Annotated in this window: 25 protein-coding genes; 8 read left to right on the top strand and 17 right to left on the bottom strand. The window is 69.1% G+C overall.

Annotation, left to right across the window (positions count from 1 at the left end):
* Positions 1-9: 9 nt before the first annotated feature.
* The 11 genes from HMF7854_RS02690 to HMF7854_RS02640 form a co-directional block, all read right to left on the bottom strand.
* Positions 10-693: a DUF6445 family protein gene (locus HMF7854_RS02690; RefSeq protein WP_126717692.1), complete on the bottom strand. Its 684-nt coding sequence runs from the start codon at positions 691-693 to the stop codon at positions 10-12.
* Between the two features lie 63 nt (positions 694-756).
* Positions 757-3,810 carry a TonB-dependent receptor gene (locus HMF7854_RS02685; RefSeq protein ID WP_126717691.1) on the bottom strand — a complete coding sequence of 1,018 codons (3,054 nt, stop codon included), beginning with the start codon at positions 3,808-3,810 and terminating at the stop codon, positions 757-759.
* 190 nt (positions 3,811-4,000) lie between these two features.
* Positions 4,001-5,545, bottom strand: a complete 1,545-nt coding sequence (locus HMF7854_RS02680; RefSeq protein WP_126717690.1) for a tryptophan halogenase family protein — start codon at positions 5,543-5,545, stop codon at positions 4,001-4,003.
* Positions 5,546-5,594: 49 nt separating this feature from the next.
* Complete coding sequence (locus HMF7854_RS02675) at positions 5,595-5,843, bottom strand: hypothetical protein (RefSeq protein WP_126717689.1); 249 nt, start codon at positions 5,841-5,843, stop codon at positions 5,595-5,597.
* The gene (locus tag HMF7854_RS02670) at positions 5,836-6,042 is read right to left on the bottom strand and encodes a type II toxin-antitoxin system antitoxin (protein ID WP_126717688.1); all 207 of its coding nucleotides are present in this window, start codon (positions 6,040-6,042) and stop codon (positions 5,836-5,838) included. Before HMF7854_RS02670 ends, HMF7854_RS02675 begins: the two co-directional genes overlap by 8 nt.
* A 1-nt stretch (position 6,043) precedes the next feature.
* Entirely contained in the window at positions 6,044-6,937 is an 894-nt protein-coding gene (locus HMF7854_RS02665; protein ID WP_126717687.1) for an SPFH domain-containing protein, read from the bottom strand.
* A gap of 64 nt (positions 6,938-7,001) precedes the next feature.
* Positions 7,002-7,904: an isoaspartyl peptidase/L-asparaginase family protein gene (locus tag HMF7854_RS02660; protein WP_126717686.1), complete on the bottom strand. Its 903-nt coding sequence runs from the start codon at positions 7,902-7,904 to the stop codon at positions 7,002-7,004.
* A 33-nt stretch (positions 7,905-7,937) separates the two neighbouring features.
* Positions 7,938-9,506: a S10 family peptidase gene (locus tag HMF7854_RS02655; RefSeq protein ID WP_126717685.1), complete on the bottom strand. Its 1,569-nt coding sequence runs from the start codon at positions 9,504-9,506 to the stop codon at positions 7,938-7,940.
* Positions 9,507-9,514: 8 nt separating this feature from the next.
* Positions 9,515-10,801 (bottom strand): metal-dependent hydrolase family protein, encoded by a 1,287-nt coding sequence (locus HMF7854_RS02650; protein ID WP_239017020.1) that lies wholly within the window; start codon positions 10,799-10,801, stop codon positions 9,515-9,517.
* 100 nt (positions 10,802-10,901) lie between these two features.
* Positions 10,902-12,497, bottom strand: coding sequence for a cisplatin damage response ATP-dependent DNA ligase (locus HMF7854_RS02645; protein WP_126717683.1), 1,596 nt, complete (start codon positions 12,495-12,497; stop codon positions 10,902-10,904).
* 43 nt (positions 12,498-12,540) lie between these two features.
* Positions 12,541-12,846, bottom strand: coding sequence for a hypothetical protein (locus HMF7854_RS02640; RefSeq protein WP_126717682.1), 306 nt, complete (start codon positions 12,844-12,846; stop codon positions 12,541-12,543).
* Between the two features lie 183 nt (positions 12,847-13,029).
* Here HMF7854_RS02640 and rpmG point away from each other — a divergent pair, with 183 nt between their 5' ends.
* Positions 13,030-13,197, top strand: a complete 168-nt coding sequence (gene rpmG, locus HMF7854_RS02635; RefSeq protein WP_114227569.1) for a 50S ribosomal protein L33 — start codon at positions 13,030-13,032, stop codon at positions 13,195-13,197.
* Between the two features lie 100 nt (positions 13,198-13,297).
* Here the strand turns inward: rpmG and HMF7854_RS02630 are convergent, their stop codons facing one another.
* Complete coding sequence (locus HMF7854_RS02630) at positions 13,298-13,678, bottom strand: response regulator (protein ID WP_126720024.1); 381 nt, start codon at positions 13,676-13,678, stop codon at positions 13,298-13,300.
* 56 nt (positions 13,679-13,734) lie between these two features.
* Here HMF7854_RS02630 and HMF7854_RS02625 point away from each other — a divergent pair, with 56 nt between their 5' ends.
* The 6 genes from HMF7854_RS02625 to HMF7854_RS02600 are packed head-to-tail and all read left to right on the top strand — an operon-like array spanning position 13,735 to position 17,663.
* Positions 13,735-13,998, top strand: a complete 264-nt coding sequence (locus HMF7854_RS02625) for a DUF3572 family protein (protein WP_126717681.1) — start codon at positions 13,735-13,737, stop codon at positions 13,996-13,998.
* Positions 13,995-14,612, top strand: a complete 618-nt coding sequence (locus HMF7854_RS02620) for an HAD family hydrolase (RefSeq protein WP_126717680.1) — start codon at positions 13,995-13,997, stop codon at positions 14,610-14,612. The genes HMF7854_RS02625 and HMF7854_RS02620 overlap by 4 nt, the downstream gene beginning before the upstream one ends.
* Positions 14,609-15,352 carry an SDR family NAD(P)-dependent oxidoreductase gene (locus HMF7854_RS02615; RefSeq protein WP_126717679.1) on the top strand — a complete coding sequence of 248 codons (744 nt, stop codon included), beginning with the start codon at positions 14,609-14,611 and terminating at the stop codon, positions 15,350-15,352. Before HMF7854_RS02620 ends, HMF7854_RS02615 begins: the two co-directional genes overlap by 4 nt.
* A 50-nt stretch (positions 15,353-15,402) precedes the next feature.
* Positions 15,403-15,864, top strand: coding sequence for a RidA family protein (locus HMF7854_RS02610; RefSeq protein ID WP_126717678.1), 462 nt, complete (start codon positions 15,403-15,405; stop codon positions 15,862-15,864).
* A complete protein-coding gene (locus HMF7854_RS02605; protein WP_126717677.1) occupies positions 15,830-16,546 on the top strand; it encodes a glycerophosphodiester phosphodiesterase family protein in 717 nt (238 codons plus the stop codon). The genes HMF7854_RS02610 and HMF7854_RS02605 overlap by 35 nt, the downstream gene beginning before the upstream one ends.
* Positions 16,533-17,663 (top strand): GNAT family N-acetyltransferase, encoded by a 1,131-nt coding sequence (locus tag HMF7854_RS02600; protein WP_126717676.1) that lies wholly within the window; start codon positions 16,533-16,535, stop codon positions 17,661-17,663. Before HMF7854_RS02605 ends, HMF7854_RS02600 begins: the two co-directional genes overlap by 14 nt.
* 19 nt (positions 17,664-17,682) lie before the next feature.
* On the opposite strand, the gene rpoN is transcribed toward HMF7854_RS02600, so the two are convergent.
* The 5 genes from rpoN to HMF7854_RS02575 are packed head-to-tail and all read right to left on the bottom strand — an operon-like array spanning position 17,683 to position 21,840.
* Positions 17,683-19,134, bottom strand: a complete 1,452-nt coding sequence (gene rpoN / locus HMF7854_RS02595) for an RNA polymerase factor sigma-54 (RefSeq protein WP_126717675.1) — start codon at positions 19,132-19,134, stop codon at positions 17,683-17,685.
* Positions 19,135-19,148: 14 nt separating this feature from the next.
* The gene (lptB, locus tag HMF7854_RS02590) at positions 19,149-19,925 is read right to left on the bottom strand and encodes an LPS export ABC transporter ATP-binding protein (RefSeq protein ID WP_126717674.1); all 777 of its coding nucleotides are present in this window, start codon (positions 19,923-19,925) and stop codon (positions 19,149-19,151) included.
* 13 nt (positions 19,926-19,938) lie between these two features.
* Positions 19,939-20,496, bottom strand: coding sequence for an LptA/OstA family protein (locus HMF7854_RS02585; protein ID WP_126717673.1), 558 nt, complete (start codon positions 20,494-20,496; stop codon positions 19,939-19,941).
* Positions 20,497-20,501: 5 nt separating this feature from the next.
* Positions 20,502-21,227 carry an LPS export ABC transporter periplasmic protein LptC gene (lptC, locus tag HMF7854_RS02580; protein WP_126717672.1) on the bottom strand — a complete coding sequence of 242 codons (726 nt, stop codon included), beginning with the start codon at positions 21,225-21,227 and terminating at the stop codon, positions 20,502-20,504.
* Complete coding sequence (locus tag HMF7854_RS02575; protein WP_126717671.1) at positions 21,220-21,840, bottom strand: ribonuclease D; 621 nt, start codon at positions 21,838-21,840, stop codon at positions 21,220-21,222. Before HMF7854_RS02575 ends, lptC begins: the two co-directional genes overlap by 8 nt.
* Positions 21,841-22,052: 212 nt before the next feature.
* Here HMF7854_RS02575 and HMF7854_RS16155 point away from each other — a divergent pair, with 212 nt between their 5' ends.
* On the top strand, positions 22,053-22,907 hold the full coding sequence (locus HMF7854_RS16155) for a cold-shock protein (RefSeq protein WP_126717670.1): 855 nt from the start codon (positions 22,053-22,055) through the stop codon (positions 22,905-22,907).
* Positions 22,908-22,948 lie beyond the last annotated feature (41 nt).

Genomic DNA, 22,948 nt, shown 5'->3' with positions numbered 1-22,948 from the left:
TGCCGCCCGTCAGCCCTGGAGGAAGAAGTTGGCGGTCAGCCGGCCGACCTTCGGATCGGCGCTGAGCGGCATGCCGGCGGGGATGACCCCGCTGTGCAGCAGCCCGCCCTGATAGATCAGCAGGCGATCCGGCACCGCGTCCACCGATTCGAGCAGCTCATAATCCGGGTCCGAGCCGTAGATGTATCCCGCGTCCGCGCTCTGGCGGGCAGCGGCGGCGGTCGCGGCGCGGACGAAGGTGGCTTCATTTCCCTGGTCCACCCGCTCTATGCCCGTCTCCCGCTGCCGGTAGAAGGCGGTCCCGCTCTCGACCGGAACCCGCAGGTAGTGGAGCATGGCGAGGTGGAGCGGGTCGGGGCTGTCGAAGTGCGGCGCCCGCTGCCAGGGATTGAGCTGCGCCGGCTGGGTGCTGACCATCGAGAAGCTCGCCTGGGCGAGGTTGAAGCGGTCGACTCCGAACGCCCCGGCGATGAACTGCGCCGCGTCCCGGCAGCAGCGAAGCGCATAGTCGAACGCTGCGCCGTCGGACTCCTCGAGCACCCGGCGAACCCCCGGGTAGTAGCTGCTCGTCGCCGCCGGGAACGGTGCCAATCCCTCCGCCAGTCGGGCGACCGCTTCGGCGTCGCCGGTGAAGTCGTCGATCACGACGACAGGTGTGGCGCTGGCACCGATCCGAAGCAGACGAGGGGTCACGACATTTCCATGCGGGAAGGAAGGAACTGGAGGGGGCGTTCCTTCCTCCCCGCTCCATGCAGGTCAGAAGCGATATCGCAGACCGGCCTGGAAACTGCGAGCATCGTTTCCGACCTGGCCGTTCTCGACCAGCGGCGGGTTCGCTCCGGAGCCGGCGCCCCACGACGAGTAGGTGCGGTTGAGCCAGTTGAAGACGTTGAACGCCTGGAAATTGGCCTCGAGCTCATGACCCCACGGCAGCTTGAACACCTTGCCGACCCGCAGGTCGAGGCGCTTGTAGCCGAACGTCTTGTGGGGGAAGAAGACGCCGCCCATGTTCGCGTAGCAGCAGGCCCCGTCGGGCGCGTTGCCGAAGATGATGTTGCCGAAGGACGGGCCCGACGAGAGGGTCAGCTGGCCCGACAGGACGATGCCCCACGGCGCGCGATAGTTGCCGGCGGTCACCAGTCGCCACTTCTCGACGCCGTTGACATAGTCCGTCCCGTACACGTCAACCGCCGGGCCGTTGTAGAATTCGTCGCTGTTCAGCTCCTGCGCGACGTTGGTGCGGGCGCGCTGGATCGTCAGCGCGGTGGTGAAGCCCCAGGTCGAGCGATCGGTGAACGGCTTCTCGGCGGTGAGATAGAGGGCGTTGTAGCTGGCCTTGCCGCGGTTGGAGCCACGGTCGAGCTTGCCCGAGTAGCCGGTCAGCTGCCCGTTGGTGGCGGGGCAGGCCGCATAGTTGGTGCCCGGGGTCAGGTCGATGATCCAGGTGTCGCCGCCGTCGGTGCAGCCGGTGACATTGCCGTTCGCGTCGCGGATCAAATTCCGGGTGTACCAGCCGTTCGAATAGAAGTTCGAACGGACGTATTGGAAGATGTTGTGCGAGCGGATGTGGCTGAAGGTCAGCGAGGTGGTGATCTCGCCGAACCGCTTGCGCAAGCCGACGTCGAACTGATCCGAGTAGGGCATCTTCGTCTTGTTGTTCAGGACGAACACGCTGCCGCCGGTGCCCTGTCCCTGGAGGAAGGTGCGAAGGGCGTTCGGATCGGTGCAATAGGCCGGCTTGGCGGCCCCGGCGCAGGCGCCGTTGAAGTTGTAGGTGACCACGTTGTTGCTGTTGGTCAGGGTCTCGATCACGCCCTCGATGAAGAGGCTGCGGTCGTAGTAACGGCCGGCACCGCCGAACAGGACCAGGTCGCGGTCGCCCTTGACGTCGTAGCTCACGCCCAGGCGCGGCTGGAACTCGTTATACTGCGGCTTTCGGTTGTCACCGGTCGAGATATAGTCCTCGGGATTGATGCCGCGCGCGGCCCAGCCCGGGTAGGCGCGGAGCGCAGCGGCAATCGCCGCCGGGGTCACATATTTGTTGTTGTTGGCGTTGCTCTCGAAGTCCCAGCGCAGGCCCGCGTTGACGGTCCAGTGCTGGTCGGGTTTCCACTCGTCCTGCAGATAGACGCCGATCTGCGTGTCCTTCGCGCTGACGTCGGGCGTCGGCGCGATGTTGATCCGGGCGCCATAGGGGCTCGACTGGTCGAGCGTGCCGTTCGGGCCGGGATTGTAGAAATAGTAGCTGCCGTTGAAATGGTCGCTGACCGAGCGCGACAGGTCGAGCAGCGCGAGCTGGGCGCCGGCGCGGATCGTGTGCGCGCCGTGCCGCCAGGTCGCGTCGTCGCGAACCGTCCAGATCTTCTCGGAATCGCCCTGCGTGAAGAAGTGGGCGCCGAGCTGCGCCAGCGCGTCGAACGGCGCGCCGCCGGCCGTGGTCTGACAGGAGGTCAGGTTTGCGCCGGTGAAGAGGCCGTTGCAGGTCGCGGCGTTGGCGAACGCATTCGAGACGACATATTCCGGTCCGGTGCCGACGCTCGGGGTCTGCTGCGTGCCCTTGTCGTAGGAAGCATTGAGCAGGTTGGTGAAGTTGCCCGCGGTGTGCCGCCACTGCAGCTGGTAGCGGTTCTGGTGGGTGAGGATCGTTCGGCCGTGGCTCGCCGAGGCGTTCGCGTCGATGTCGCTGAGGTTGTTCTCGCGCCGGACGAACGCCGACAGGTTGATCGTGTCGGCGTCGGTCGCGAAGAAGGTCAGCTTGCCGAAATAGAGGCCCTGCTTGAAGTCGAAGTTGCGCGAGGTCAGGATCTGCGAGGTGATCGACGTCGGCAGGTTATTGTTGACCGGCAGGGTGCCGAAGGTCGCCGGAAGCTTCTCGATCGTGCCCTCGCCCGCGACGTAGAAGGTCAGCTTGCCCGGGATGATCGGGCCGCCCAGCTCGCCGCCGAACTGCTTGCGGTCGTAGTTGGGTTTTTTGACGCCGGCCTTCTTGTCGAAATAGGGCTGGCCGATGAAGCTCTTGGGCTGCCAGTCGATGAAGGCCGAGCCGTGGAACTTGTTACCGCCGGTCTTGGTGATCGCGGTCACCACGGCCGAGCCGGCCTGGCCGGTCTCGGCGCCGAAGTTCTGCGTCTGGACCTGATATTCCTGGACGGCGAGCTGCGGGAAGGGATTTCCGAGGCCGAAGTTCTGGCCGAACACGCCGCCGTGATTGATCGGGTTCTTGAAGCTCAGCCCGTCGAGCAGGACGTTGACGTTGGAGGCGCTGGTCGCACCCGCCTGGATCTGCGCGGTGCCGCCCGGGGGCACGTTCACGCCCGGCGCGAGTGCGGCGAAGCTCAGGAAGTTGCGCTGGTTCTGCGGCAGGTTCTCGATCTGCGCCGAGGTCACGTTGGTGGCGACCGTCTGCGCCTGCACCGGCTGGGCGATGCGGCGGCCGCGGACGACGATCGAGCCGCCCTGCCCCGGAATCGCCGCGGTCGAGGTCGCCGGCACGAAGTCGAGCGTGGCGGTCTGGCCGACCAGCAGCGTCGTCTGCTGCGCCGGCTGGCCTTCGACGGCGACGCTGTAGGTCGACGGGCGCAGCCCGAAGATGGAGTAGTTGCCCGAGGCGTCGATCGTGCCCGTCGAGCGCTGACCGGTGTTGGTGTCGGTCGCGACCACCGTCGCACCAACCCGGGCGCCTTCGACATGGCCCTGGATGTTCGACACTTCCGACTGGGCGAATGCCGGCGTGGCGAGGACGAGGCTGGTTGCCAGCGTGACGGCAGAGATGCCGGCCGACAAACGACCCTTGCGATGGATTCTGCTCATGTTCCCTGCCCTCTCCTGTAACCGGTTACAGTTCGCTTGCACGCTGACCGGTGTAACCGGTTACATGTGAGCCTGTGCCGTTGTTTGCGACTTCAAAGAACCCGAAGCGGAGTTAGAGTCAACTCCGGGGACACGTTCTGACGGCTCGCTGTGTTCTCACGAACACAGTGTCCGCTGAGGCGCGCGCCCCTCAGCGCACGACGGGGCCGAAGCTGACCGCCGGGGCCGAGGACCGGGGCGACCGCTCGGGCAACCCCGCGACAAACGCCCCATGGTCGGGCATTCGGCCGGCCACGTCCGCGATCACCTCTTCGACCTCGCCGAGGAACCCGCCCAGCGCGCGGTCGTCGACGAATCGGGTGACCGGATCGGCCCTCGCCGCGAACCCCTGCCCGAGCAGCACCTGCACCCAGCTTTCCTCGGCGAAGAGCTCCGCCGCGCCGTGCTTGAAGAAGCGGCCGGAAGAGGCGAACAGCGCGAGGCGCTCGGCCAGGCTGTCGGGCACCGCCATGGTCCGGACATGATCCCAGAACGGCTCCCCGGTCCGCCGGGTGACCGCATAATGGGCGATGATGAAGTCGCGCACGTCCTCCATCTCGAACCGCGCCTGGCGATTGAACTCGGCGATGTCGGGCTCGGCCATGCCGTTGGCCGGGAACATCGCCAGCAGGCGCTGGATGCCGGTCTGGATGAGGTGGATGCTGGTCGACTCGAGCGGCTCGAGGAAGCCGGACGAGAGGCCGATCGCGACCACGTTCCGCCGCCACGCCTCCAGCCGCCGGCCGGGCGCGAAGCGGACCGGCCGAGGGTCGCCCAGCGGGGCGCCGTCGAGGCTGCCGAGCAGCGTTTCGGCAGCCTGCTCGTCGCTCATCAGCGCGGACGAATAGACGATCCCGTTGCCGATCCGGTGCTGGAGCGGAATGCGCCACTGCCAGCCGGCCGCGCGCGCCGTCGCCCTCGTGTAGGGCGTCAAGGGCGACACGCTCTCGCACGGGACCGCCTGCGCCCGGTCGCACGGCAGCCAGTGGCTCCAGTCCTCGTAGCCGACCCCGAGCGCCTCGCCGATCAGCAGCGCGCGCATGCCCGAGCAGTCGACCCATAGGTCCCCGTCGAGCTCGCGCCCGTCCGCCAGCCGGACCCGCTCGACCTCGCCCCACTCCCCGTTCACGTCGACCGCGACGATCCGCCCCTCGATCCGCCGTACGCCGCGCTGCTCGCTTTCCTTGCGCAGGAAGCGGGCGAACAGCGACGCGTCGAAGTGATAGGCATAGTCGAGATCGGCCAGCGGCGACTGCGGGTTGCGCGCGTCGGGAAAGCAGAAGCGGTTCCGCAGGGCCGCCGCGCAGTTCAGCGCATAATGGTCGAAGGACCGGAGCGGCAGGCCGCGTTCGCGCGCGGCGAGCCAGAGCTGGTGCGTGTGCAGCCACAGCATGTCGCGACCGATCTTGCCGAACCCGTGGACGTAGGACTCGCCCTCGGCGCCCCAGCCCACGAACTGGATGCCGAGCTTGAAGCTGGCCTTAGTCCGCGCGATCATCGCCAGCGGATCGATCCCGGCCAGCGGGAGAAAATTGCGGATGTGCGGGATGGTCGCCTCGCCGACGCCGATCGTCCCGATCTCCTCGGACTCGATGAGCCGGATCTCGACCTTGGTCAGCCATTGCGACAGCGCGGCAGCGGTCATCCAGCCAGCGGTGCCGCCGCCGACGATGGTTACGGTGCGGACGGGTTGCATGGCGCCGAGGCTTAGCGCGGAGCCGCGGCCGACGGAACCGCGCTGTGGATCAGTCCTCGCCGCCCGAGCGCCAGCGCCAGCCGCCGCGCGTCGTCTTCGCCGTCACCCACATGAACATGGCGGTCAGGGTCAGCACCAGCACGAGGTAGGCGGTCAGGCTCTGCGGCGCCAGGAGGAACCCGGCGAGCGTCACGACCGCCAGGTAGCCGAGAAACAGCACCCACCCCTGCCAGGCGATCGGCAGTCCGGCGCCATAGCCAAAGCGCTTCGGGGCAAACCACTCGGGACCGTCACTCATCGTTCGTCTCCTTGGGCGGGCGGCCGCGCTTGCGGGCCTGGGGCGGCGCGAGCTTGACGCCGCGCCGTTCGAGCGCCTCGCGAAGCAGGCATTCGATCTCGGCATTGGCGGAGCGCAGGCTGGCCGTCGCGCAGCGCTCGACCGCGGCCCACAGGGCCGGATCGAGCCGAAGCGCATAGGCCTTCCGCTGCTCCGCCATCTTACTGGTACAGGGAGCCCGTGTTGACCACCGGCTGGGTGTCACGCTCGCTGCACAGCACGACCATCAGGTTCGAGACCATCGCGGCGCGCCGTTCGTCGTCCAGCTCGACCACCTGCTTGGCCGACAGCGCGTTGAGCGCCATCTCGACCATCCCGACCGCGCCCTCGACGAGCGTCTGGCGGGCGGCCACCACCGCCTGCGCCTGCTGCCGGCGGAGCATGGCGCCGGCGATCTCCTGCGCATAGGCGAGGTGGGTGAAGCCGCATTCGTCGACCGTGATCCCGGCGACCGACAGGCGCGCGATCAGCTCGGTCCGGAGCTCGGCGCCGACCTGGTCGTGATTGCCCCGCAGGGTGACCTCGAGATGCTCGAAATCGTCATAGGGGTAGCGCGAGCCGATCGTCCGCACCGCGGCCTCGACCTGGACCATCACGAAGGCCCGGTAATCGTCGACGTCGAACAGCGCCTGCGCGGTGTCGGTCACCCGCCATACCAGCTGCGCCGCCATCTCGATCGGGTTGCCGCGCAGGTCGTTGACCTTGATCCGCTCGGAAATGACGTTGTTCGCCCGGAGCGAGACCTTGCGCTTGCCCATCCACGGCCAGGTCCAGCGCAGCCCGGTCGTCCGGTCGGTGCCCTTGTACTCGCCAAACAGGGTGATCGCCGCCGCCTGGTTGGGCTGGAGCATGTAGAAGCCGGGCACGACCAGCAGGAAGAGCAGGGTGCCGCCGCCCACCGCAATCCCCTCGATCAATCCCTGATGATCGTTCGCCAGCCGGATAATGCCGAAGGCGTCGAGCGCCACCGCGACCAGCAACACCAGCAGCATGAGATAGCCGCTCGACGTGACTGCCGACCGCTCCTGCGTTGCGTTGAATGTGCCCCTGTCCATTCCACTGCTCCCATTATCTGATATCATATTTATATCGGGATCAGGGAAAGTTCAAGACCGGTCTCTAGTCGCCGTGGACGGCCACCGCGCGCCCTTCCGCGGAGCAGCGCCCGCGATACATGCCGGCGGTGGTGAAGCCCCATGCCGCGGTGCCGTCGGGCGCGACCGCGATCAGCCCGCCCTTGCCGCCAAGCGCTTCAATGTCGGCAAGCACGGCGTCGAGCGCCTGCTGCAACCCTTCCCCGCCGAGCCGGATGCGCGCGGTGAGCTCGTGCGCGGCGGCGGCGCGGATGAAGAACTCCCCCGATCCCGTCGCGCTCACCGCCGCCGCGCGGTCGTCGGCATAGGTGCCGGAGCCGATCAGCGGGGAGTCGCCGATCCGCCCCCAGCGCTTGGCGGTGAGCCCCCCGGTCGACGTGGCGGCGGCGACATGGCCATGCATGTCGACCGCGACCGCCCCGATCGTCCCGAACTTGACGTCGGCGTCGAACGCGCCCCCGCTCGCCAGCACCCGCTCCAGCTGGGCGCGGCGCTCCGCCGTCTCGAAGAAGCCCGGCGCAACGAATTCGACGCCCTGCTCACGGGCGAACGCCTCGGCGCCCTCGTAGCTCAGCAGGACGTGCGGGCTCTTCTCCATGACGGCCCGCGCCAGCGCGACGGGGCAGCGCACCTTCTTGACCCCGGCGACCGCGCCGGCGGCGCGGGTGGCCCCGTCCATGATCGCGGCGTCCAGCTCGATCTCGCCCGTTGCGGTCAGCACCGCCCCGCGGCCGGCGTTGAAGGCGGGGTCGTCCTCGAGTGCCCTGGCGGCAACCTCCACCGCATCGAGCGCGCGGCCCCCCGCTGCAAGGATCCGCTCGCCCGCATCGAGCGCGTCGTTGAGCCCGGCGAGGCCGGCGGCCTCCTCCTGGGCGGAGAGGCGCATGGCGCCGCATCCGCCGTGAATTACCAACTGCCAGTTCGTCATGGCCGCGCCCTAGCAGCGCGGCCGCTGCCAAGGCTACATCGCGCTGTCGTAGAAGCTCGCCAGGTCCGCCTTGAGGCGACGCGCGGAGACCGGGTCGATGTAGACCATGTGCCCGGACGGATAGTAGACGTAGCGGACGTTGGCGGCGATGCGCGGCTCGAGCGCCATGTGCCCGATCTCGTAGTCCGCGCCGTAGAAGGGCGTCGCCAGGTCGTAATAGCCGTTGACCGACAGCAGCTTCATCCGCGGATTCTGGCGCATCGTGTCGGCGAGGTCGACGCTGGTGTCGGCCACCGATTGCTCGCCCTGCGAGGAACGGTGGGTGAACTCCCACTTGCCGCCGATCCCGGCATAATTGTTGATCCGATAGCTGAGCGGCGTCTTGAACCCGAGATCGCGGAACAAATAGTCGTTGATCGCGCCCGAGAAGCCGCCGGTGATCGCGCTCGACTGCGGATCGTAGGTCGGGTCGGAGCCGACCTGCTCGGCCTCGGTGCCGAGGTAGCGGCTGTCGATCCGGCCGATGATCTGACGCCGGTCGCGCAGCAGCTCGCGGCGGAACCGCTCGGGATCGACCCTGAGGTTGGTGCGCAGGACATAGTCGGCCGAGAGGCCGGTCAGCGCCGCCATCTGCTGCGCGACCGACTGCTTCTCGGCATCGCTGATCGCCCCGCCCTTCTGCAGGGCGGCGGCATAGGGGCCCATCGCGAAGGCGCGGGCGCGGGCCGCGAAGCCGTCGAGGTCGCCCTCGTGTGCCACCTTGCCATGGTACCAGGCGTCCGCGGCATAGGTCGGCATGAAGTTGATGTACTGCTGGTCGCCCGCGAAATCGGCGAAGTTGAGGACCGTCGAGACCAGCACGATCCCATTGAGCTGGACGCCCTTGTCCGCCAGCCGCGAGGAGAGGCCGGCCGCGCGCAGCGTGCCATAGCTCTCGCCGATGATGAACTTGGGGCTGTTCCAGCGGCCGTACTTGGTCAGGTAGCGCTGGATGCCGCGGCTGAACGCGTCGAGATCCTTGTCGACCCCAAAGAAGTCCTCCGGCTTGGCCTTGCCGACCGGGCGGGAGAGCCCGGTGGTGACGGCGTCGAGGAAGACAAGGTCGCTGCGGTCGAGCAGCGTGTCCGGATTGGGCGAGACGCGGAACGGCGGCCCCGCGATCGTCTCAGGAATCGAGGCATCGACCTTCATCGGGCCGACCGAGCCCATGTGCAGCCACATGGTCGAGCTGCCGGGGCCGCCGTTGAAGAGAAAGGTCACCGGCCGCGGCCGCCCGTCGCGCGACGGCATGGTGTAAGCCGTGTAGAACATCGAGGCGGTCGCCTCGCCGTCGTCGTTGCGGATCGTCAGCGTGCCCGTGGTGACCGTGTAGGCGAGCCGCCCGCCGCGGAGGGTGATCGAGCGCTTGACCGGCTGCTCGGTCTCGACCGCGCTCGCCTTGGCATTCTCGTCGCTGTCGCCCTCGCCCCGGCCCTTCTCCTTGTTCGCGGCATCCTGGTGCGTCCCCGGGGGCGGCGCGTCGCCGGCGTTGGAGGCGGACTGCGCGAGAGCCGCGCTGGAACCAAGAAGGAGCAGCAGGGAAGCGATACGGAGAGAGTTCATGGGTGGGGTCAGTCCTTCATCGGGATGGGCTTGCCCATCACCATCACATAGCCGACGCGGGTCACCGCGGCGGGGTCGCTCAAGGGGTCGCCGTCGACGGCGATGAGGTCGGCCGACTTGCCGGGATCAAGCGTGCCGGTCTCCTGCCCGACCCCGAGCAGGTCGGGGCCGCCCTTGGTCGCGGCGATCAGCGCGTCGCGCGGGGTCATGCCGCCCTTGGAGACCATCAGCCCGACCTCGCGCGCGGCAAGGCTGTGCGGCGCCACCGCGCTGTCGGTGCCGAGCGCGATGTGGACGCCGGCGCGATAGGCCTTGTTGAGGCCGTGCCCCCAGACCCCGAGCGTCGAGCGCCCCTTGGCCTCGATCGCCGGGGTGAAGAGATGCTTCTCCAGCCCGGTCTGGACCCCGGTGAAGGCCATCAGGGTCGCCGAATAATAGGTGCCGTGCTTCTTCATCTCGGCGATCCCTTCATCGTCGATGAAGGTGCCGTGCTCGATCGAGTCGACTCCCGCCCGGATCGCGGCGCGGATGCCGACTGGCCCGTGCGCATGCGCGGCGCACTTGAGATGCATGGCGTGCGACATGTCGCAGATCGCCTTCATCTCCTCGTCCGTGAAATGCTGCTCGAGCCCCATCGCGCCGGGATCGAGCACGCCGCCGGTCGCCATGAACTTGATGACGTCCACCCCGGCCGCGGCGAGCTTGCGGACCGCGGTCTGGCACTGCAGCACGCCAGTGCAGACCGTGTAGTTGTCGCCATGCTCCTCGATGACGTTGGCGATCTCTGGCGGGAGGCCGGTCGCCGGGTCGGCATGGCCGCCGATGATCGACAGCGGCGCGCCCGAGACGAACACGCGCGGGCCCGGGAAGGCGCCGTCGCGCACGGCATCGCGCACCGCGATCACCGCGCTGGTGTCGCCGCCGAGGTCGCGGACGGTGGTGAATCCGGCCCGCGCCATTTCCTTGGCGTGGACCAGCCCGCGGGTGACGCCGTAGGCGGCGGAATATTTCTGGGTCAGCGAGGTGTACCAGGGCTGCCCGCTGTCGCCCGTCAGGTGGACATGGACGTCGGTCATCCCTGGCATCACCGTTCGGCTCCGCTCGTCGACGACGATCGCCCCCGCCGGCGCGGCGGCGCCCGGCAGGATCCGCGCGATGCGCCCGTTCTCGACGAGGATCGTCGATGGTCCCAGCGCGGGCTTTGCCGCATCGACCACGACCCGGCCGGCCTGGATCGCGTAGGTTTCGGCGTGGGCGGTTCCGGCGGCGAGCAGGGCCGCGGCGGCAAGCAGCATCTTGTGCAAGAGGTTCTCCCCAACGAACGCGGCGGAGCCTAGCGCCCGGCGGGGCCCGGGCAAGATGCCGTTCGTCGAACGGACAGGGTCGTTGGTGGGTTCAGGTCGCCATCGCCTCGAGGGTGGCGATGCGGTCCGCCTCGTCGGCCGGCTTGTCGGTGCGGATCCGGCTGATCCGGGGAAAGCGCATCGCCAGGCCCGACTTGTGGCGCCGCGAGGCATGGATCGAGTCGAACGCGACCTCGAACACCAGGCTCTTGTCCACCTCGCGAACCGGGCCGAAGCGCTGGACCGTGTGGTTGCGGACCCAGCGGTCGAGCCATTTCAGCTCCTCGTCGGTGAACCCCATATAGGCCTTGCCCACCGGCAGCAGCTCGCCGCCCTCCGTCCAGCAGCCGAACGTGTAGTCGGAATAGAAGCTCGACCGCTTCCCCGACCCGCGCTGGGCGTACATCACCACGCAGTCGGCGGTCAGCGGATCGCGCTTCCACTTGTACCACAGCCCGGCGCGCCGGCCGCCGACATAGGCGCTGTCGCGGCGCTTGAGCATCATGCCCTCGATGCTCGCGTCGCGCGCCGCCGAGCGGATCTCGCCGAGCGCCTCGAAACTGTCAGCCTCGATCAGCTGCGACAGGTCGAACCGGTCGGAGTCGAGCCGCGGCATGAACGCCTCGAGGCGGGTTCGCCGCTCCGCCCAGCCGAGCGCGCGCAGGTCCTCCTTGCCGTCGAACAGGATGTCGTAGAGCCGGACGAACACCGGATAGTCGCTCTGCACCTTGGCGCTGACGTTCTTGCGCCCGAGCCGCTGCTGCAGCGCGTTGAAGCTCGCCGCCGCGCCGCCATGCTCGTCGGCTCCCTGCCCGGTCCCGCGAACCAGCAGCTCGCCGTCGAGCACGCCCACGGTTCGAAAACTCTCCGCGACCTCGGGAAAGCTGCCGGTGATGTCGTCCCCGGTCCGGCTGTAGAGGCGGGTCTGCTCGCCGGCGTGGACCAGCTGGACCCGGATCCCGTCCCATTTCCACTCGGCGGCATAGTCGGCGAGGTCGACGCTGCCCTCCTCCAGCGGGTGGGCGAGCATGAAGGGGCGGAAGACGGGCACGTCCTCGGCGGTGGGCTGGGGTCCGCGTCCCTCGGCCCAGTCGAACAGCTCGGTGAAGGGCGGCGCCATGGCGTGCCACACTTCCTCCACGCCCTCGACGTCGAGCCCGAAGGCGTCGGCCAGCGCCTGCTTGGCGAGCCGCGCCGAGAGGCCGACGCGAAGCTCGCCGGTTGCCAGCTTGAGCAGCGCATAACGGCCCGACGCGTCCAGATGGTCGAGCATCCGCGCCACCTCCTTCGGCGCATCCATCCGGCTCGCGTTTATCAGCCGGCCGACCGCCTCGGCGATGGTCACCGTGCCGTCGTCGAGCTCGGGCTCGCCCTCCGGCACCGGCCACAGCAGGCTGACCGTCTCGGCCGAGTCGCCGACATAGTCGCGGCTCATCCTCAGCAGGACGGGGTCGATCCGCTCCTCCGCCAGTGCGCGGATCTGCGCCGGCTTTACCGCCTTGATGTCGAGCGTGCCGGTTAGCGCGGCGAGCGCGATCCCGCGGTCGGGGTCGGGGGTGCGCTTGAGATAGTCGCCGACCAGCTTGAGCTTGGCATTGCGCGAGCGGGTGTAGGTAAGGGCGTCGAGAAGCTGCGAGAAGTCGCGCATCCCCGCTCAATGCGCGAGAGCCATGGTCCGTTGCGCAGGCGGTTCAGTGCAGCCGGACGGCCAGCGCGGCGAGGATCGCCTGGGTGTCGGCGGGGCTGTGGCTCTCCAGCGCTTCCTGCGCATGTTCGAGGCAGGCGAGCGTCGCCACCCGGTGCCCGGGGAGCAGCGCGTGCTGCGCGGAGAAGTTGGCGAGGCCTTCCATCGCCGCCATCCCGTGATGCGCGGCCATGTCGCGGATCGCGTCCATCCGCTGGTGGACGTCGAGCGGGCTCAGCCGCTCGGCGCGGGCCCGCAGGTCGGCGAGGCGGCTGCCGAGCTGGCGGCGGACATCCTTGAGCGACTCGTCCATCGGCGTTCACCTCTTGCTGACCCCGCCAGGGTCGCCCATAAGGGTTAAGGCCGCGTTGCGAAGCGCCGTCGGTTCGATGACGGCGCCGAGCTTGACAGAATCGCCCGCCTCCGCCTAAGCGCGCCCCTGACCCGAGCGGCCGATTGCGCCGCTCTTTTCGTTTGCACTTCAGGACTTTTCGCGATGGCCAAGCCGGCAACCGTCAAGATCAAGCTCGTCAGCACCGCCGACACGGGCTTCTTCTACGTGACCAAGAAGAACCCGCGCAACCAGACCGAGAAGATGAGCTTCCGCAAGTACGACCCGGTCGCGCGCAAGCACGTCGACTTCAAGGAAGCGAAGATCAAGTAATCTCGCTGGCGAGGCGATCCCGCCCCGGGGATCGCCCTCGCGGCTTCTTTGCCGACGGCCGTCCGTGGCTGAACCGAGTTCGGCATGACGGGTAGTGGCCTTACGCCCCGTTCGTCTCCAGCGCCGGCTTGTTGAGCAGCGCTTCCACTTCCTCGACGAACCGCGCCACCGAGATCGGCTTGGAGACGTAGGACGTCGCCCCCGCGGCGCGGATCCGCTCGTCGTCGCCCGCCGCCGCGTAGGCGGTCACCGCCATCACCGGAACGTCCTTCAGCACCTCTTCCGAGTTGAACAGCTGAATGAGCTCCAGCCCGCTGATGTGCGGCAGCTGGATGTCGGTGATGATGAGGTCCGGGCGGAACTCGCGCGCGGTCGCCAGCGCCTCGCGGCTGTCGGTCACCGCCCGCGGCTCATGCCCATGCGCCGCGAGCAGGTCGCAGAACAGCTTGATGTTCAGCGCATTGTCCTCGACGACCAAGATCCGAGCCAAAAATCGACGCTCCCGATTTTGCCCCATCACATTATAGGAGGGCGCCAGTGAGCACAAACGACCTCGACCCCCTAACGGTTGCCCTCCAGGCGCTGGTTGCCACTTTGGGACAGGATTCGCGGGCCCGGCGCCTGCTCGATCTCACCGGGCTGACCGCCGACGAGCTGCGCGAGCGGGCCGCCGACCCGGCCCTGCTCTCGGCCACGCTCGCCTTCCTCGAATCGCACGAGCCCGACCTTCTTGCGGTCGCCGCGGAGATCGGGCGGCGACCCGAGGAACTGGTGGCCGCGCGGAGGCTTCTCGACGCATGAGTTCCCGCCCCCTGTTCGTCACCGACTGCGACGAAGTCCTGCTCCACATGGTCACCCACTTCGCCGGCTGGCTGGACGAGGAACACCAGGTCCGCTTCGACCTCGACAATCTCGACTGGGGCCGGGCGCTGAGCCGCGCCGGCGGCGAGCCGCTCAAGGCCGAGGAGGTCTGGCCGCTGCTCAACCAGTTTTTCCAGAGCGAGATGCACCGCCAGACGCTCGTCCCGGGCGCGGTCGAGGCGCTCGGCCGGATCGGCGAGGTGGCCGACATTATCGTCCTCACCAACCTCGGCGACCATGCCCATGGCTGGCGCGTCGACCAGCTCGCCGCGCACGGCATCCACCACGAGGTGGTCTGCAACCAGGGCGGCAAGGGCGCACCGCTGCGCCGGCTCGTCGAGCGCCACGGCGCGGGGCGGAGCGTGTTCGTCGACGACCTCGCCATGCATCACGCCAGCGTCGCCGAGCACAGCCCCGAGACGCAGCGGCTGCACATGATCGCCGAGCCCAAGATCGCCGCCATTGTTCCCAAGGCGGAGCACGCTCACGCCCGCATCGACGACTGGGCGACCGCCACCCCCTGGATTCTCGAACGCCTGAAGGACGCCGCATGACCAAGACCGCCCTCATCACCGGGACGACGGCCGGCATCGGCGAGGCGAGCGCGCGGCGCTTCGTCGCCGGCGGCTGGAAGGTGATCGGCACCGGCCGCCGCGGCGACCGGCTGCGCGCGCTGCAGGAGGAGTTCGGCGACGCCTTCCTGCCGCTCGAAGTGGACATGCAGGACGTCGGAGCGGTCCTCAAGCTCGCCGAGCTGGACGGCGAGTGGGGCGGAATCGACCTGCTCCTCAACAACGCCGGCTTTGCCCCCAGCGCCGACCCGCTCGGCGACCAGGACTGGTCGCGGCTCGAGGCGGCGATCGCCACCAACATCACCGGTCTCGTCGCGCTGACCCAGGCCGCGCTGCCCAAGCTCAAGGCCAGCCGCGGGCTGATCATCAACCTTTCCTCGGTGGCGGCGACCTCGGCCTATCGCGGCGGCGCGGTCTATGGCGGGACCAAGGCGTTCGTCCGCCAGTTCGGGTTCGACCTTCGCTGCGACCTCGCCGGGAGCGGCGTTCGGGTCACCTCGATCGAGCCGGGGATGGTCGAGACCGAGTTCACCCTCGTCCGCAACGGCGGCGACCAGGCCGCCAGCGACGCGCTCTATCAGGGCAGCAACCCGATCACCGCCGAGGACCTCGCCGAGCAGTTCTGGTGGCTCGCCAACCTGCCGCCCCACCTCAACATCAACGCGCTCGAGATCATGCCGGTGAACCAGAGCTGGGCCGGCTTCGCGATCCACCGGGACTAGGCCTCCCCCGCGCGCTGGCAAACCGCCGACGGTGCGATTAAGGGCGCGCCATGACCATCGACTCCCGCCTCGCCGAGCTCGGCATCGCCCTCCCCCAGCCCGCCGCTCCCGTCGCCGCCTATGTGCCGGCGGTCGAGGCCAACGGGCTGCTCCACATCTCCGGCCAGATCAGCTTCGCCGAGGACGGCAGCCTGATCACCGGCCGCCTCGGCGAGGATGTCGACCTCGAAGCCGGCCAGGCCGCCGCCCGCCGCTGCGGGATCATGCTGATCGCCCAGATGAAGGCGGCGCTCGGCTCGCTCGACCGGGTCGAGCGGATCGTCAAGCTCGGCGTGTTCGTGAACTCCGCCGGCCATTTCACCGACCAGCCCAAGGTCGCCAACGGCGCCTCGGAGCTGATGCAGGACGTGTTCGGCGACGCCGGCAAGCACGCCCGCTCGGCCGTCGGCGTCTCCGTGCTCCCGCTCGGGGTCGCGGTTGAAGTGGACGCGGTCGTCGCCGTCCGCGCCTGACCCGCTGGCGCCCGGGCCCGGCGGCTTCGCGCATCGCGGGCTGCACGGGCCCGATGCGCCCGAGAACAGCTTTCGGGCCTTCGGCGCCGCCCTCGAGCGGCGCTGCGGGATCGAGTGCGACCTCCGCCTGACCCGCGACGGCCAGGTGCTCGTCTTCCACGACCGCGACGCTGTCCGCCTGTGCGGAAGCGCGCTGGTGATCGGCGAGCGGAACGCCGCCGAGCTCGACCACCTGCGCGTCGGCGGCCAGCCCATCCCGACCCTCCTCGACCTCCTCCAGCAGGTCGCCGGGCGCGTCCCGCTGCTGCTCGAGGTCAAGGTCGAACAGGACCTGATGCGCTGGATGCTGGCGCTGAAGCCGCTGCTCGGCCGCTACAAGGGGCCGTTCGGAGTGATGAGCTTCGACCCGCGGCTGGTTCGGCTGGCGCGGATCAACCTGCCGCGCGCGCGCACCGGGCTGGTCGTCGCGGCCGAGCTCCCGGGCTGGCGCCGCCGACTGGCGCTGGCGCTCGCGTCGCCCGACTTCCTCGCGGTCGACGTCGCCGCGATCGAGCAGGGCTGGGTCGCCCGCGCCCGGCGCCGGATGCCGGTCTACAGCTGGACCGTGCGGACCCGGAAACAGCGCCAGCAAGTTGCGGTTCACGCCGACGCCCCCATCTGGGAAGGCGATGGCAGACCGTGAGCGTGAGGTCGTCGCCCGGATCGCGGGCGGCGTCGAGGAAATCCCTGCCGCCGAGTGGACTGCGCTCGCCGGCGCCGACGACCCCTTCCTCTCCCACGCCTTCCTTTCCGCGCTGGAAGCGAGCGAGAGCGTCGGCGAGTTCACCGGCTGGACCCCGCTGCCGCTGATCGTCGAGGAGGAAGGCGCAGGCGTCGCCGCCGCGCCGGCCTACCTCAAGAGCCACAGCCAGGGCGAATATGTGTTCGACCATGGCTGGGCGGACGCCTGGCAGCGGGCGGGGGGCGATTATTATCCCAAGCTCCAGATCGCGGTGCCCTTCACCCCCGTTCCCGGACGCCGGCTGCTCGGCAGCCAGCCGCAGGCGCTGCTCGCCGCGGCGGAGGCGGTGACCACGCAGAACGGGCTGAGCTCCGCCCATGCGACCTTCATCGCCGACGACGAGGTGGCCGAGTTCGAGGCACGCCGCTGGCTGATCCGCACCGGCCTCCAGTATCACTGGTTCAATCGCGGCTACGGCAGTTTCGACGCGTTCCTCGACGCGCTTGCCAGCCGCAAGCGCAAGACGCTGCGCAAGGAACGGGCGCAGGCGCGCGAGGGGCTGAGCTTCCTCCAGCTGCGCGGACCGGACATCGAAGCGGCGCACTGGGACGCCTTCTGGACCTTCTACCAGGACACCGGCAGCCGGAAGTGGGGCCGGCCCTATCTCACCCGCGCCTTCTTCGACCGGATCGGCGCGACGATGGGCGACCAGCTGCTGCTGTTCCTGGCGCTGCGCGACGGGCGGCCGATCGCGGGCGCGCTCAACCTGGTCGGTGCCGACACGCTCTACGGCCGTTACTGGGGCTGCACCGAGGAGGTGCCTTTCCTTCACTTCGAACTCTGCTACTATCAGGCGATCGAGTGGGCCATCGCGCAGGGCCTGTCGTCGGTGCAGGCCGGCGCCCAGGGCGAGCACAAGCTGGCACGCGGCTACGAGCCGGTGATCACCCGCTCCGCCCACTTCATCCCCAACAAGGGCTTCCGCCAGGCCGTCGAGCGCTTCCTCGTCAGCGAACGGGTTGCGATCGAGCACGAAATCGCGCTGCTCCGCGCCGAACTACCATTCAAGCAGGGTTGAGCCTCGTCCGGGAAGGCGGTCAGGCGGCCTTGCCGGCGATCGCCCGTGCGCGGCGCCGCTGGATCGAGCTGCCGATGCCCATCGCCTCGCGGTACTTGGCGACGGTCCGGCGGGCGAGGTCGAAGCCCTGCTTCTTCAGCAGGTCGACCAGCGTGTCGTCGCTGAGGATCTCCGCCTCGGCCGCGATCAGCTTGCCGATGGCGGCCTTGACCGCCTCCGCGCTGGCCCCCTCGCCGCCCTCACTCGCCACCCCGCTCGAGAAAAAGTAGCGCAGCTCGAACACGCCGCGCTCGCACAGCAGGGTCTTGCCCGCGGCGACCCGGCTGACGGTCGATTCGTGCATTTCGATCGCCTCAGCGACCGTGCGCAGGGTCAGCGGCTTCATCGCGCTGACCCCGTTGCGGAAGAAGCCGTCCTGCTGCCTGACGATCTCGCTGGCGACCCGGACGATGGTCCGCGCCCGTTGGTCGAGCGCGCGCACCAGCCAGTTCGCCTCGGCCAGGCAGTCGCTGAGCCAGGCGCGGCCTTCCTTCGACTGCGGCCCTCGCTTCAGCTCGGCATGGTAGCGGCGGTTGACCAGCACCCGCGGCAGGGTCGCGCTGTTGAGCTCGATCGTCCAGCCGTCCTTGGCGGCGCGGATGATGACATCGGGCTCGCGCTGCTCGACCGGCTGGCTAGCAAACCGGCAGCCCGGCTTGGGATCATAGGCCCGCAGCTCGCGGATCATGTCGGCCAGGTCCTCGTCGTCGACCCCGCAAATCCGTTTGAGCGCCGCGGTCTGCCCGCGCGCGAGCAGGTCGAGATTGTCGATCAGCCGCGCCATCGCCGGGTCGTGCCGGTCGGCCGCCCGGGCCTGCAGCGCGAGGCACTCGGCGAGGCTGCGGGCGCCGACCCCGGCCGGGTCGAGCGACTGGACCAGAGCCAGTCCCTGCTCCATCGTCCTGAGGTCGAGCCCGGCGGCCGGCGCCAGCTCGGCCAGCGGCACGGTGAGGTAACCCGTTTCCTCCAGCTCGCGAATGATCGCGGTGGCGGCTTCCGCCGGCGGCCCGCTGGCGCCGTGGAGCTGGCCCATCAGATGCTCGCACAGGCCCGTCTCGCAGCTCGCCAGCCGGTCGAAGTCGAACGCCTCGTCGGGCTCGCCGCCGCCGCCGACATCGCTCCACCCGTCATTGTCGAGCGCGGACTCGCGCCAGTCGGAGTCGAGCGCCTCCTCGCCCCCGCCGGCCAGCTCGTCCGCGCCGCGCGGCTCGGCCGCCTCGTCGCCGGTCTCGCGGTCCGGCGTGACCACCACGCCTTCGCCGCCGCCCTCGCCCGGCCGCATCTCGAGCAGCGGGTTCTTGGCGAGCTCCTCGGCGACGAACGCCTCGATTTCCAGGTTGGTCAGCTGGAGCAGCTTGATCGCCTGCTGCAGCTGCGGGGTCATGACCAGCTGCTGGCTGGTCCTGATGTCGATCCGGGGCCCCAGTCCCATGCTTCCCCCCGGCGCTAGAGCGCGAAGCTCTCGCCGAGGTAGAGGCGGCGGACGTCCTGGTCCGCGACCAGCGCCTCGGGGGTGCCCTGGAAGAGCACCTGGCCATCATAGATGATGCAGGCGCGGTCGACGATGTCGAGCGTCTCGCGGACATTGTGGTCGGTGATCAGGACCCCGATGTCGCGGCTCTTGAGGTCCTTCACCAGGTCGCGGATGTCGGCGATCGAGATCGGATCGATGCCTGCGAACGGCTCGTCGAGCAGCATGATCGAGGGATTGGCGGCGAGGCTCCGGGCGATCTCGCAGCGCCGCCGCTCGCCGCCCGACAGCGCCATCGCCGGCGAGTTGCGGAGGCGGGTCAGGCCGAACTCGTCGAGCAGCTGTTCGAGCCGCTCCGCCCGGGCGCGCCGGTTGGGCTCCGCCACCTCGAGCACCGAGACGATGTTCTGCTCGACCGTCATGCCGCGGAAGATGCTGGTTTCCTGCGGCAGGTAGCCGAGCCCCAGGATCGCCCGCCGGTACATCGGCAGACCGGTGATGTCGCGCTGGTCGAGCAGGATCCGCCCGGCATCCGGCTTCACCAGCCCCATCACCGAGTAGAAGCAGGTCGTCTTGCCCGCGCCGTTGGGGCCGAGCAGGCCGACGACCTCGCCGCGCGACACCGACAGGCTGACGTCATGCAGCACCGCGCGGTCGTCGTAGGCCTTGGCGATCGAGCGGACCTCCAGCCCGCGAACGGGCGCGATCTGCCCGTCGGCGGCGGGCCGTTCGATGGCGAAGGTCTCGTTCACGCCTGCTGCTCGCCTACTGCGCGGTGCGTTGGGGGACGGTGAAATGGCCGGTGACCCGGCCTCCGCCGCCGACCGGGCCGCCGCCGTCGATCACCGCTCGGCCGGAGTTGAGATCGACGACCAGCCGCTGCCCGTCGACCCGGTTGCCCTGCCGAAGCAGCTGCACGCCGCCGACCAGGGTGATCAGCTTGCGGTTGAGATCGTACACGCCGAAGTCGCCCCGGGCGGTCTCGGTCGGCGAGCGCATCGTCACCCCGCCCGCCGCGTCGAGCCGCTGGATCTTGACGTTGCCGCCTGTCACCCCCTGCCCGCCCGAGGCGTAGGCGACGGTGATCCGCGGTGCGTCGAGGGTCAGCTCCTCCTGCTTCACATGGACGTTGCCGACCAGCAGCGCGCGGTCGGCGCGGTCCTGCACCTCGATGCGATCGGCGCTGACGTCGACCGGCGCATTGCTGTTGTGGCCCTTGAGCGCCGAGCCGCTCCCGGCGCTCTGGCCGAGCGCGGCGTTCCCGGTGGCAAGCCCGGCGGCCGCCAGTGCGAGCGCCGCCGTCCAGACGATCGATTTCCCCATGGCCCTCATCTGACCGCGCGCTGTGTGATTTTCAAGCGAGCGCCCCCTTCGAGCGTCACCGTGCGATTGTCGAGGTCGGCCTTCATCTGGTTGGCGCTGAAGGTGCCGAGCTTGACCTGACCGTTCACCCCGCCGCCGACATTGACCTGCTTGCGGTCGAGATCGCCGTGGAGCGTCGTGCCGCTGAAGCTGCCGACCGGCATCTGGCCGCTGACCGGAGTCGTGTTGCTGAGCGTCCGGGTGTTGAAATCGACCAGCACGTTGCTGGTGTTGAGCAGCTCGCCCTCGTTCCCGGCCACCTTGACCGGCCCGACCAGCGCCAGCTGCTGCCGGTCGAGGTTGTAGCGGCCGTTGCCGGCGCGGATCTCGACCGGGCCACGCTCCAGCCCCATCCGCGCGAAGATGCCGTTGACGTCGACGACGGGCACGTTGGACGAGCGCTGCAGCGCCCGGCTGGCGTTGATGTTGAACGGCTGCCCCTTGTTGTCGGCGCCGGTGTACTGGGCCGATTCGACCCGCATCCGCTCGGGCGCCCGCTCGGCCTGCTTCTTGTCGAGGATGAAGCTGACGTCGCCGCGCTTGCCGAGCGGCGCCAGCACGAGCACGGCGAGCAGCACGCCGACGATGCTCGGCAGCCCGACCTTGAGCAGCCGGACGAGCGCGTCGTGGCGGCTGCCGGGCTCGGCCCAGCCCCGCTTGACGGCGCGCGTCCGGTCGGCCTGTTCAGACATGCGCGAAGATGTCCTGCTCGTCCCACCCGGCGAGGTCGAGCTCGGCCCGGGCGGGCAGGAAGTCGAAGCAGGCCTGCGCCAGCTGGGTGCGCTGCTCGCGCGCCAGGCGGACCTCGAACTCGGCCATCAGCTGATGGAGGAAGCGGACGTCGCTCGCCGCATAGTCGCGCTGGGCCTCGCTGATGTCGGGGCCGCCCCAGTCGCTCGACTGCTGCTGCTTCGAGATGTCCTGACCCAGCATCTCCTTCACCAGTTCCTTCAGTCCGTGCCGATCCGTGTAGGTGCGAACGAGTCGGGATGCCGTTCGGGTGCAGAACAGCGGCGCCGCCATCACGCCCAGATAGTGCTTCATGATGGCGATGTCGAAGCGCGCGAAATGATAGATTTTCAGCCGGCTCGAATCGGCGAGCAGGGCCTTGAGGTTCGGCGCGGCATAGTCGCTGCCGGGATTGAAGCGGACGAGGTGCTCGTCGCCCCGGCCGTCGGAAAGCTGGACCAGGCACAGCCGGTCGCGGCCGGGAAACAGCCCCATCGCCTCGGTGTCGATGGCGATCGGACCGTCCGCGAAAAGATCCTGCCTCGGCAGGTCTTCCTCGTGGAAATATACGGCCATTCCGGTTCCTTTTTCTGCTGGACGAGCCCTCCTCTAGTGCGGGTGAACGGGCGCTTGCCAGCCCGGCAGGCCAATTTTCCAGAGAATCGCTGGAGCCAGCTGCTTTTTTGCTGTAAGTAAACAAATCGGTGTGTCTTGAGACCCGCCGGCGACCGGTTGCGCCGAAGAGCCCAGCGCGTTGGTTTAAGATTATTGGGGCCAGGGAAGTACAGATGGGTTTCGATCGAGGGCGCAAGGGTGAGCGCGGCGGGCGCGGCCGCGACAAGCGCGATGGTTTCGGCGGTGATGATGCGTTCAGCAGTAGCGGCGGCTTTGGCGGTGGTGATCGCTTCGGCGGCGGCGGCTTTGGTGGCGGTGGTGATCGCTTCGGCGGTGGTGGCGGCGGCGGCTTCGGCGGCGGTGGCGACCGGTTCGGCGGCGGTGGCGGCGGTGGCCGTTTCGGCGGTGGCGGTGATCGCTTCGGCGGCGGCGGTGGCGGCGGTGGTCGCTTCGGCGGCGGCGGCGGCGGTGGCGGCCGCTTCGGCGGTGGCGGTGGCGGCGGAATGCCCCCCCAGGTTGTCGGCGAGGGCAAGGGCGTCGTCAAGTTCTTCAACCCGCAGAAGGGGTTTGGCTTTATCGTGCGCGACGATGGCGGTGAGGACGTGTTCGTCCACATCTCCGCGGTCGAGCAGGCGGGCCTCAGCGACCTCGCGGACGGGCAGCCGCTCGAGTTCACGCTCGTCGACCGTGGCGGCCGGATCTCGGCGACCAACCTCAAGATCGACGGCGAGCCGATGCCGGTCGAGCGCAGCGGGGGCGGTGCCCCCGGCGCCGGCGGACCGGGCGGCGAGCGTGGCCCGCAGCGCCAGCTGACCGGCGAGAAGGCGCAGGGCACGGTCAAGTTCTTCAACGCCATGAAGGGCTTCGGCTTCATCCAGCGCGACGACGGGCAGCCCGACGCCTTCGTCCACATCTCGGCGGTCGAGCGCGCCGGCATGTCGAGCCTCAACGAGGGTGACCGGTTGAGCTTCGAGCTCGAGGTCGACCGTCGCGGCAAGACCGCCGCGGTTAACCTGCAGTCGCTCTAACCCGCGAATTATCGGCGGTTCGGCCTTCCCGCATGGCGGGC

Source organism: Sphingomonas ginkgonis (genome assembly GCF_003970925.1).
GTDB classification, from domain to species: Bacteria; Pseudomonadota; Alphaproteobacteria; order Sphingomonadales; family Sphingomonadaceae; genus Sphingomicrobium; species Sphingomicrobium ginkgonis.
The sequence above is the reverse complement of the archived record's forward strand: the minus strand, read 5'-3'. Positions and strand labels throughout refer to the sequence as shown.

Coding starts and splice junctions, on each gene's coding strand:
- HMF7854_RS02650 (WP_239017020.1), bottom strand. CDS start 10,801: ATGCTGCTTGCCGCCGCGGCCCTGCTCGCCGCCGGAACCGCCCACGCC.
- rpoN (WP_126717675.1), bottom strand. CDS start 19,134: ATGGGACTGGGGCCCCGGATCGACATCAGGACCAGCCAGCAGCTGGTC.
- HMF7854_RS02685 (WP_126717691.1), bottom strand. CDS start 3,810: ATGAGCAGAATCCATCGCAAGGGTCGTTTGTCGGCCGGCATCTCTGCC.
- HMF7854_RS02655 (WP_126717685.1), bottom strand. CDS start 9,506: ATGAACTCTCTCCGTATCGCTTCCCTGCTGCTCCTTCTTGGTTCCAGC.
- HMF7854_RS02615 (WP_126717679.1), top strand. CDS start 14,609: ATGACCAAGACCGCCCTCATCACCGGGACGACGGCCGGCATCGGCGAG.
- HMF7854_RS02645 (WP_126717683.1), bottom strand. CDS start 12,497: ATGCGCGACTTCTCGCAGCTTCTCGACGCCCTTACCTACACCCGCTCG.
- HMF7854_RS02585 (WP_126717673.1), bottom strand. CDS start 20,496: ATGGGGAAATCGATCGTCTGGACGGCGGCGCTCGCACTGGCGGCCGCC.
- HMF7854_RS02660 (WP_126717686.1), bottom strand. CDS start 7,904: ATGACGAACTGGCAGTTGGTAATTCACGGCGGATGCGGCGCCATGCGC.
- HMF7854_RS02575 (WP_126717671.1), bottom strand. CDS start 21,840: ATGGCCGTATATTTCCACGAGGAAGACCTGCCGAGGCAGGATCTTTTC.
- HMF7854_RS02640 (WP_126717682.1), bottom strand. CDS start 12,846: ATGGACGAGTCGCTCAAGGATGTCCGCCGCCAGCTCGGCAGCCGCCTC.
- HMF7854_RS02665 (WP_126717687.1), bottom strand. CDS start 6,937: ATGGACAGGGGCACATTCAACGCAACGCAGGAGCGGTCGGCAGTCACG.
- HMF7854_RS16155 (WP_126717670.1), top strand. CDS start 22,053: ATGGGTTTCGATCGAGGGCGCAAGGGTGAGCGCGGCGGGCGCGGCCGC.
- rpmG (WP_114227569.1), top strand. CDS start 13,030: ATGGCCAAGCCGGCAACCGTCAAGATCAAGCTCGTCAGCACCGCCGAC.
- lptC (WP_126717672.1), bottom strand. CDS start 21,227: ATGTCTGAACAGGCCGACCGGACGCGCGCCGTCAAGCGGGGCTGGGCC.
- HMF7854_RS02670 (WP_126717688.1), bottom strand. CDS start 6,042: ATGGCGGAGCAGCGGAAGGCCTATGCGCTTCGGCTCGATCCGGCCCTG.
- HMF7854_RS02600 (WP_126717676.1), top strand. CDS start 16,533: ATGGCAGACCGTGAGCGTGAGGTCGTCGCCCGGATCGCGGGCGGCGTC.
- HMF7854_RS02620 (WP_126717680.1), top strand. CDS start 13,995: ATGAGTTCCCGCCCCCTGTTCGTCACCGACTGCGACGAAGTCCTGCTC.
- HMF7854_RS02610 (WP_126717678.1), top strand. CDS start 15,403: ATGACCATCGACTCCCGCCTCGCCGAGCTCGGCATCGCCCTCCCCCAG.
- HMF7854_RS02680 (WP_126717690.1), bottom strand. CDS start 5,545: ATGCAACCCGTCCGCACCGTAACCATCGTCGGCGGCGGCACCGCTGGC.
- HMF7854_RS02675 (WP_126717689.1), bottom strand. CDS start 5,843: ATGAGTGACGGTCCCGAGTGGTTTGCCCCGAAGCGCTTTGGCTATGGC.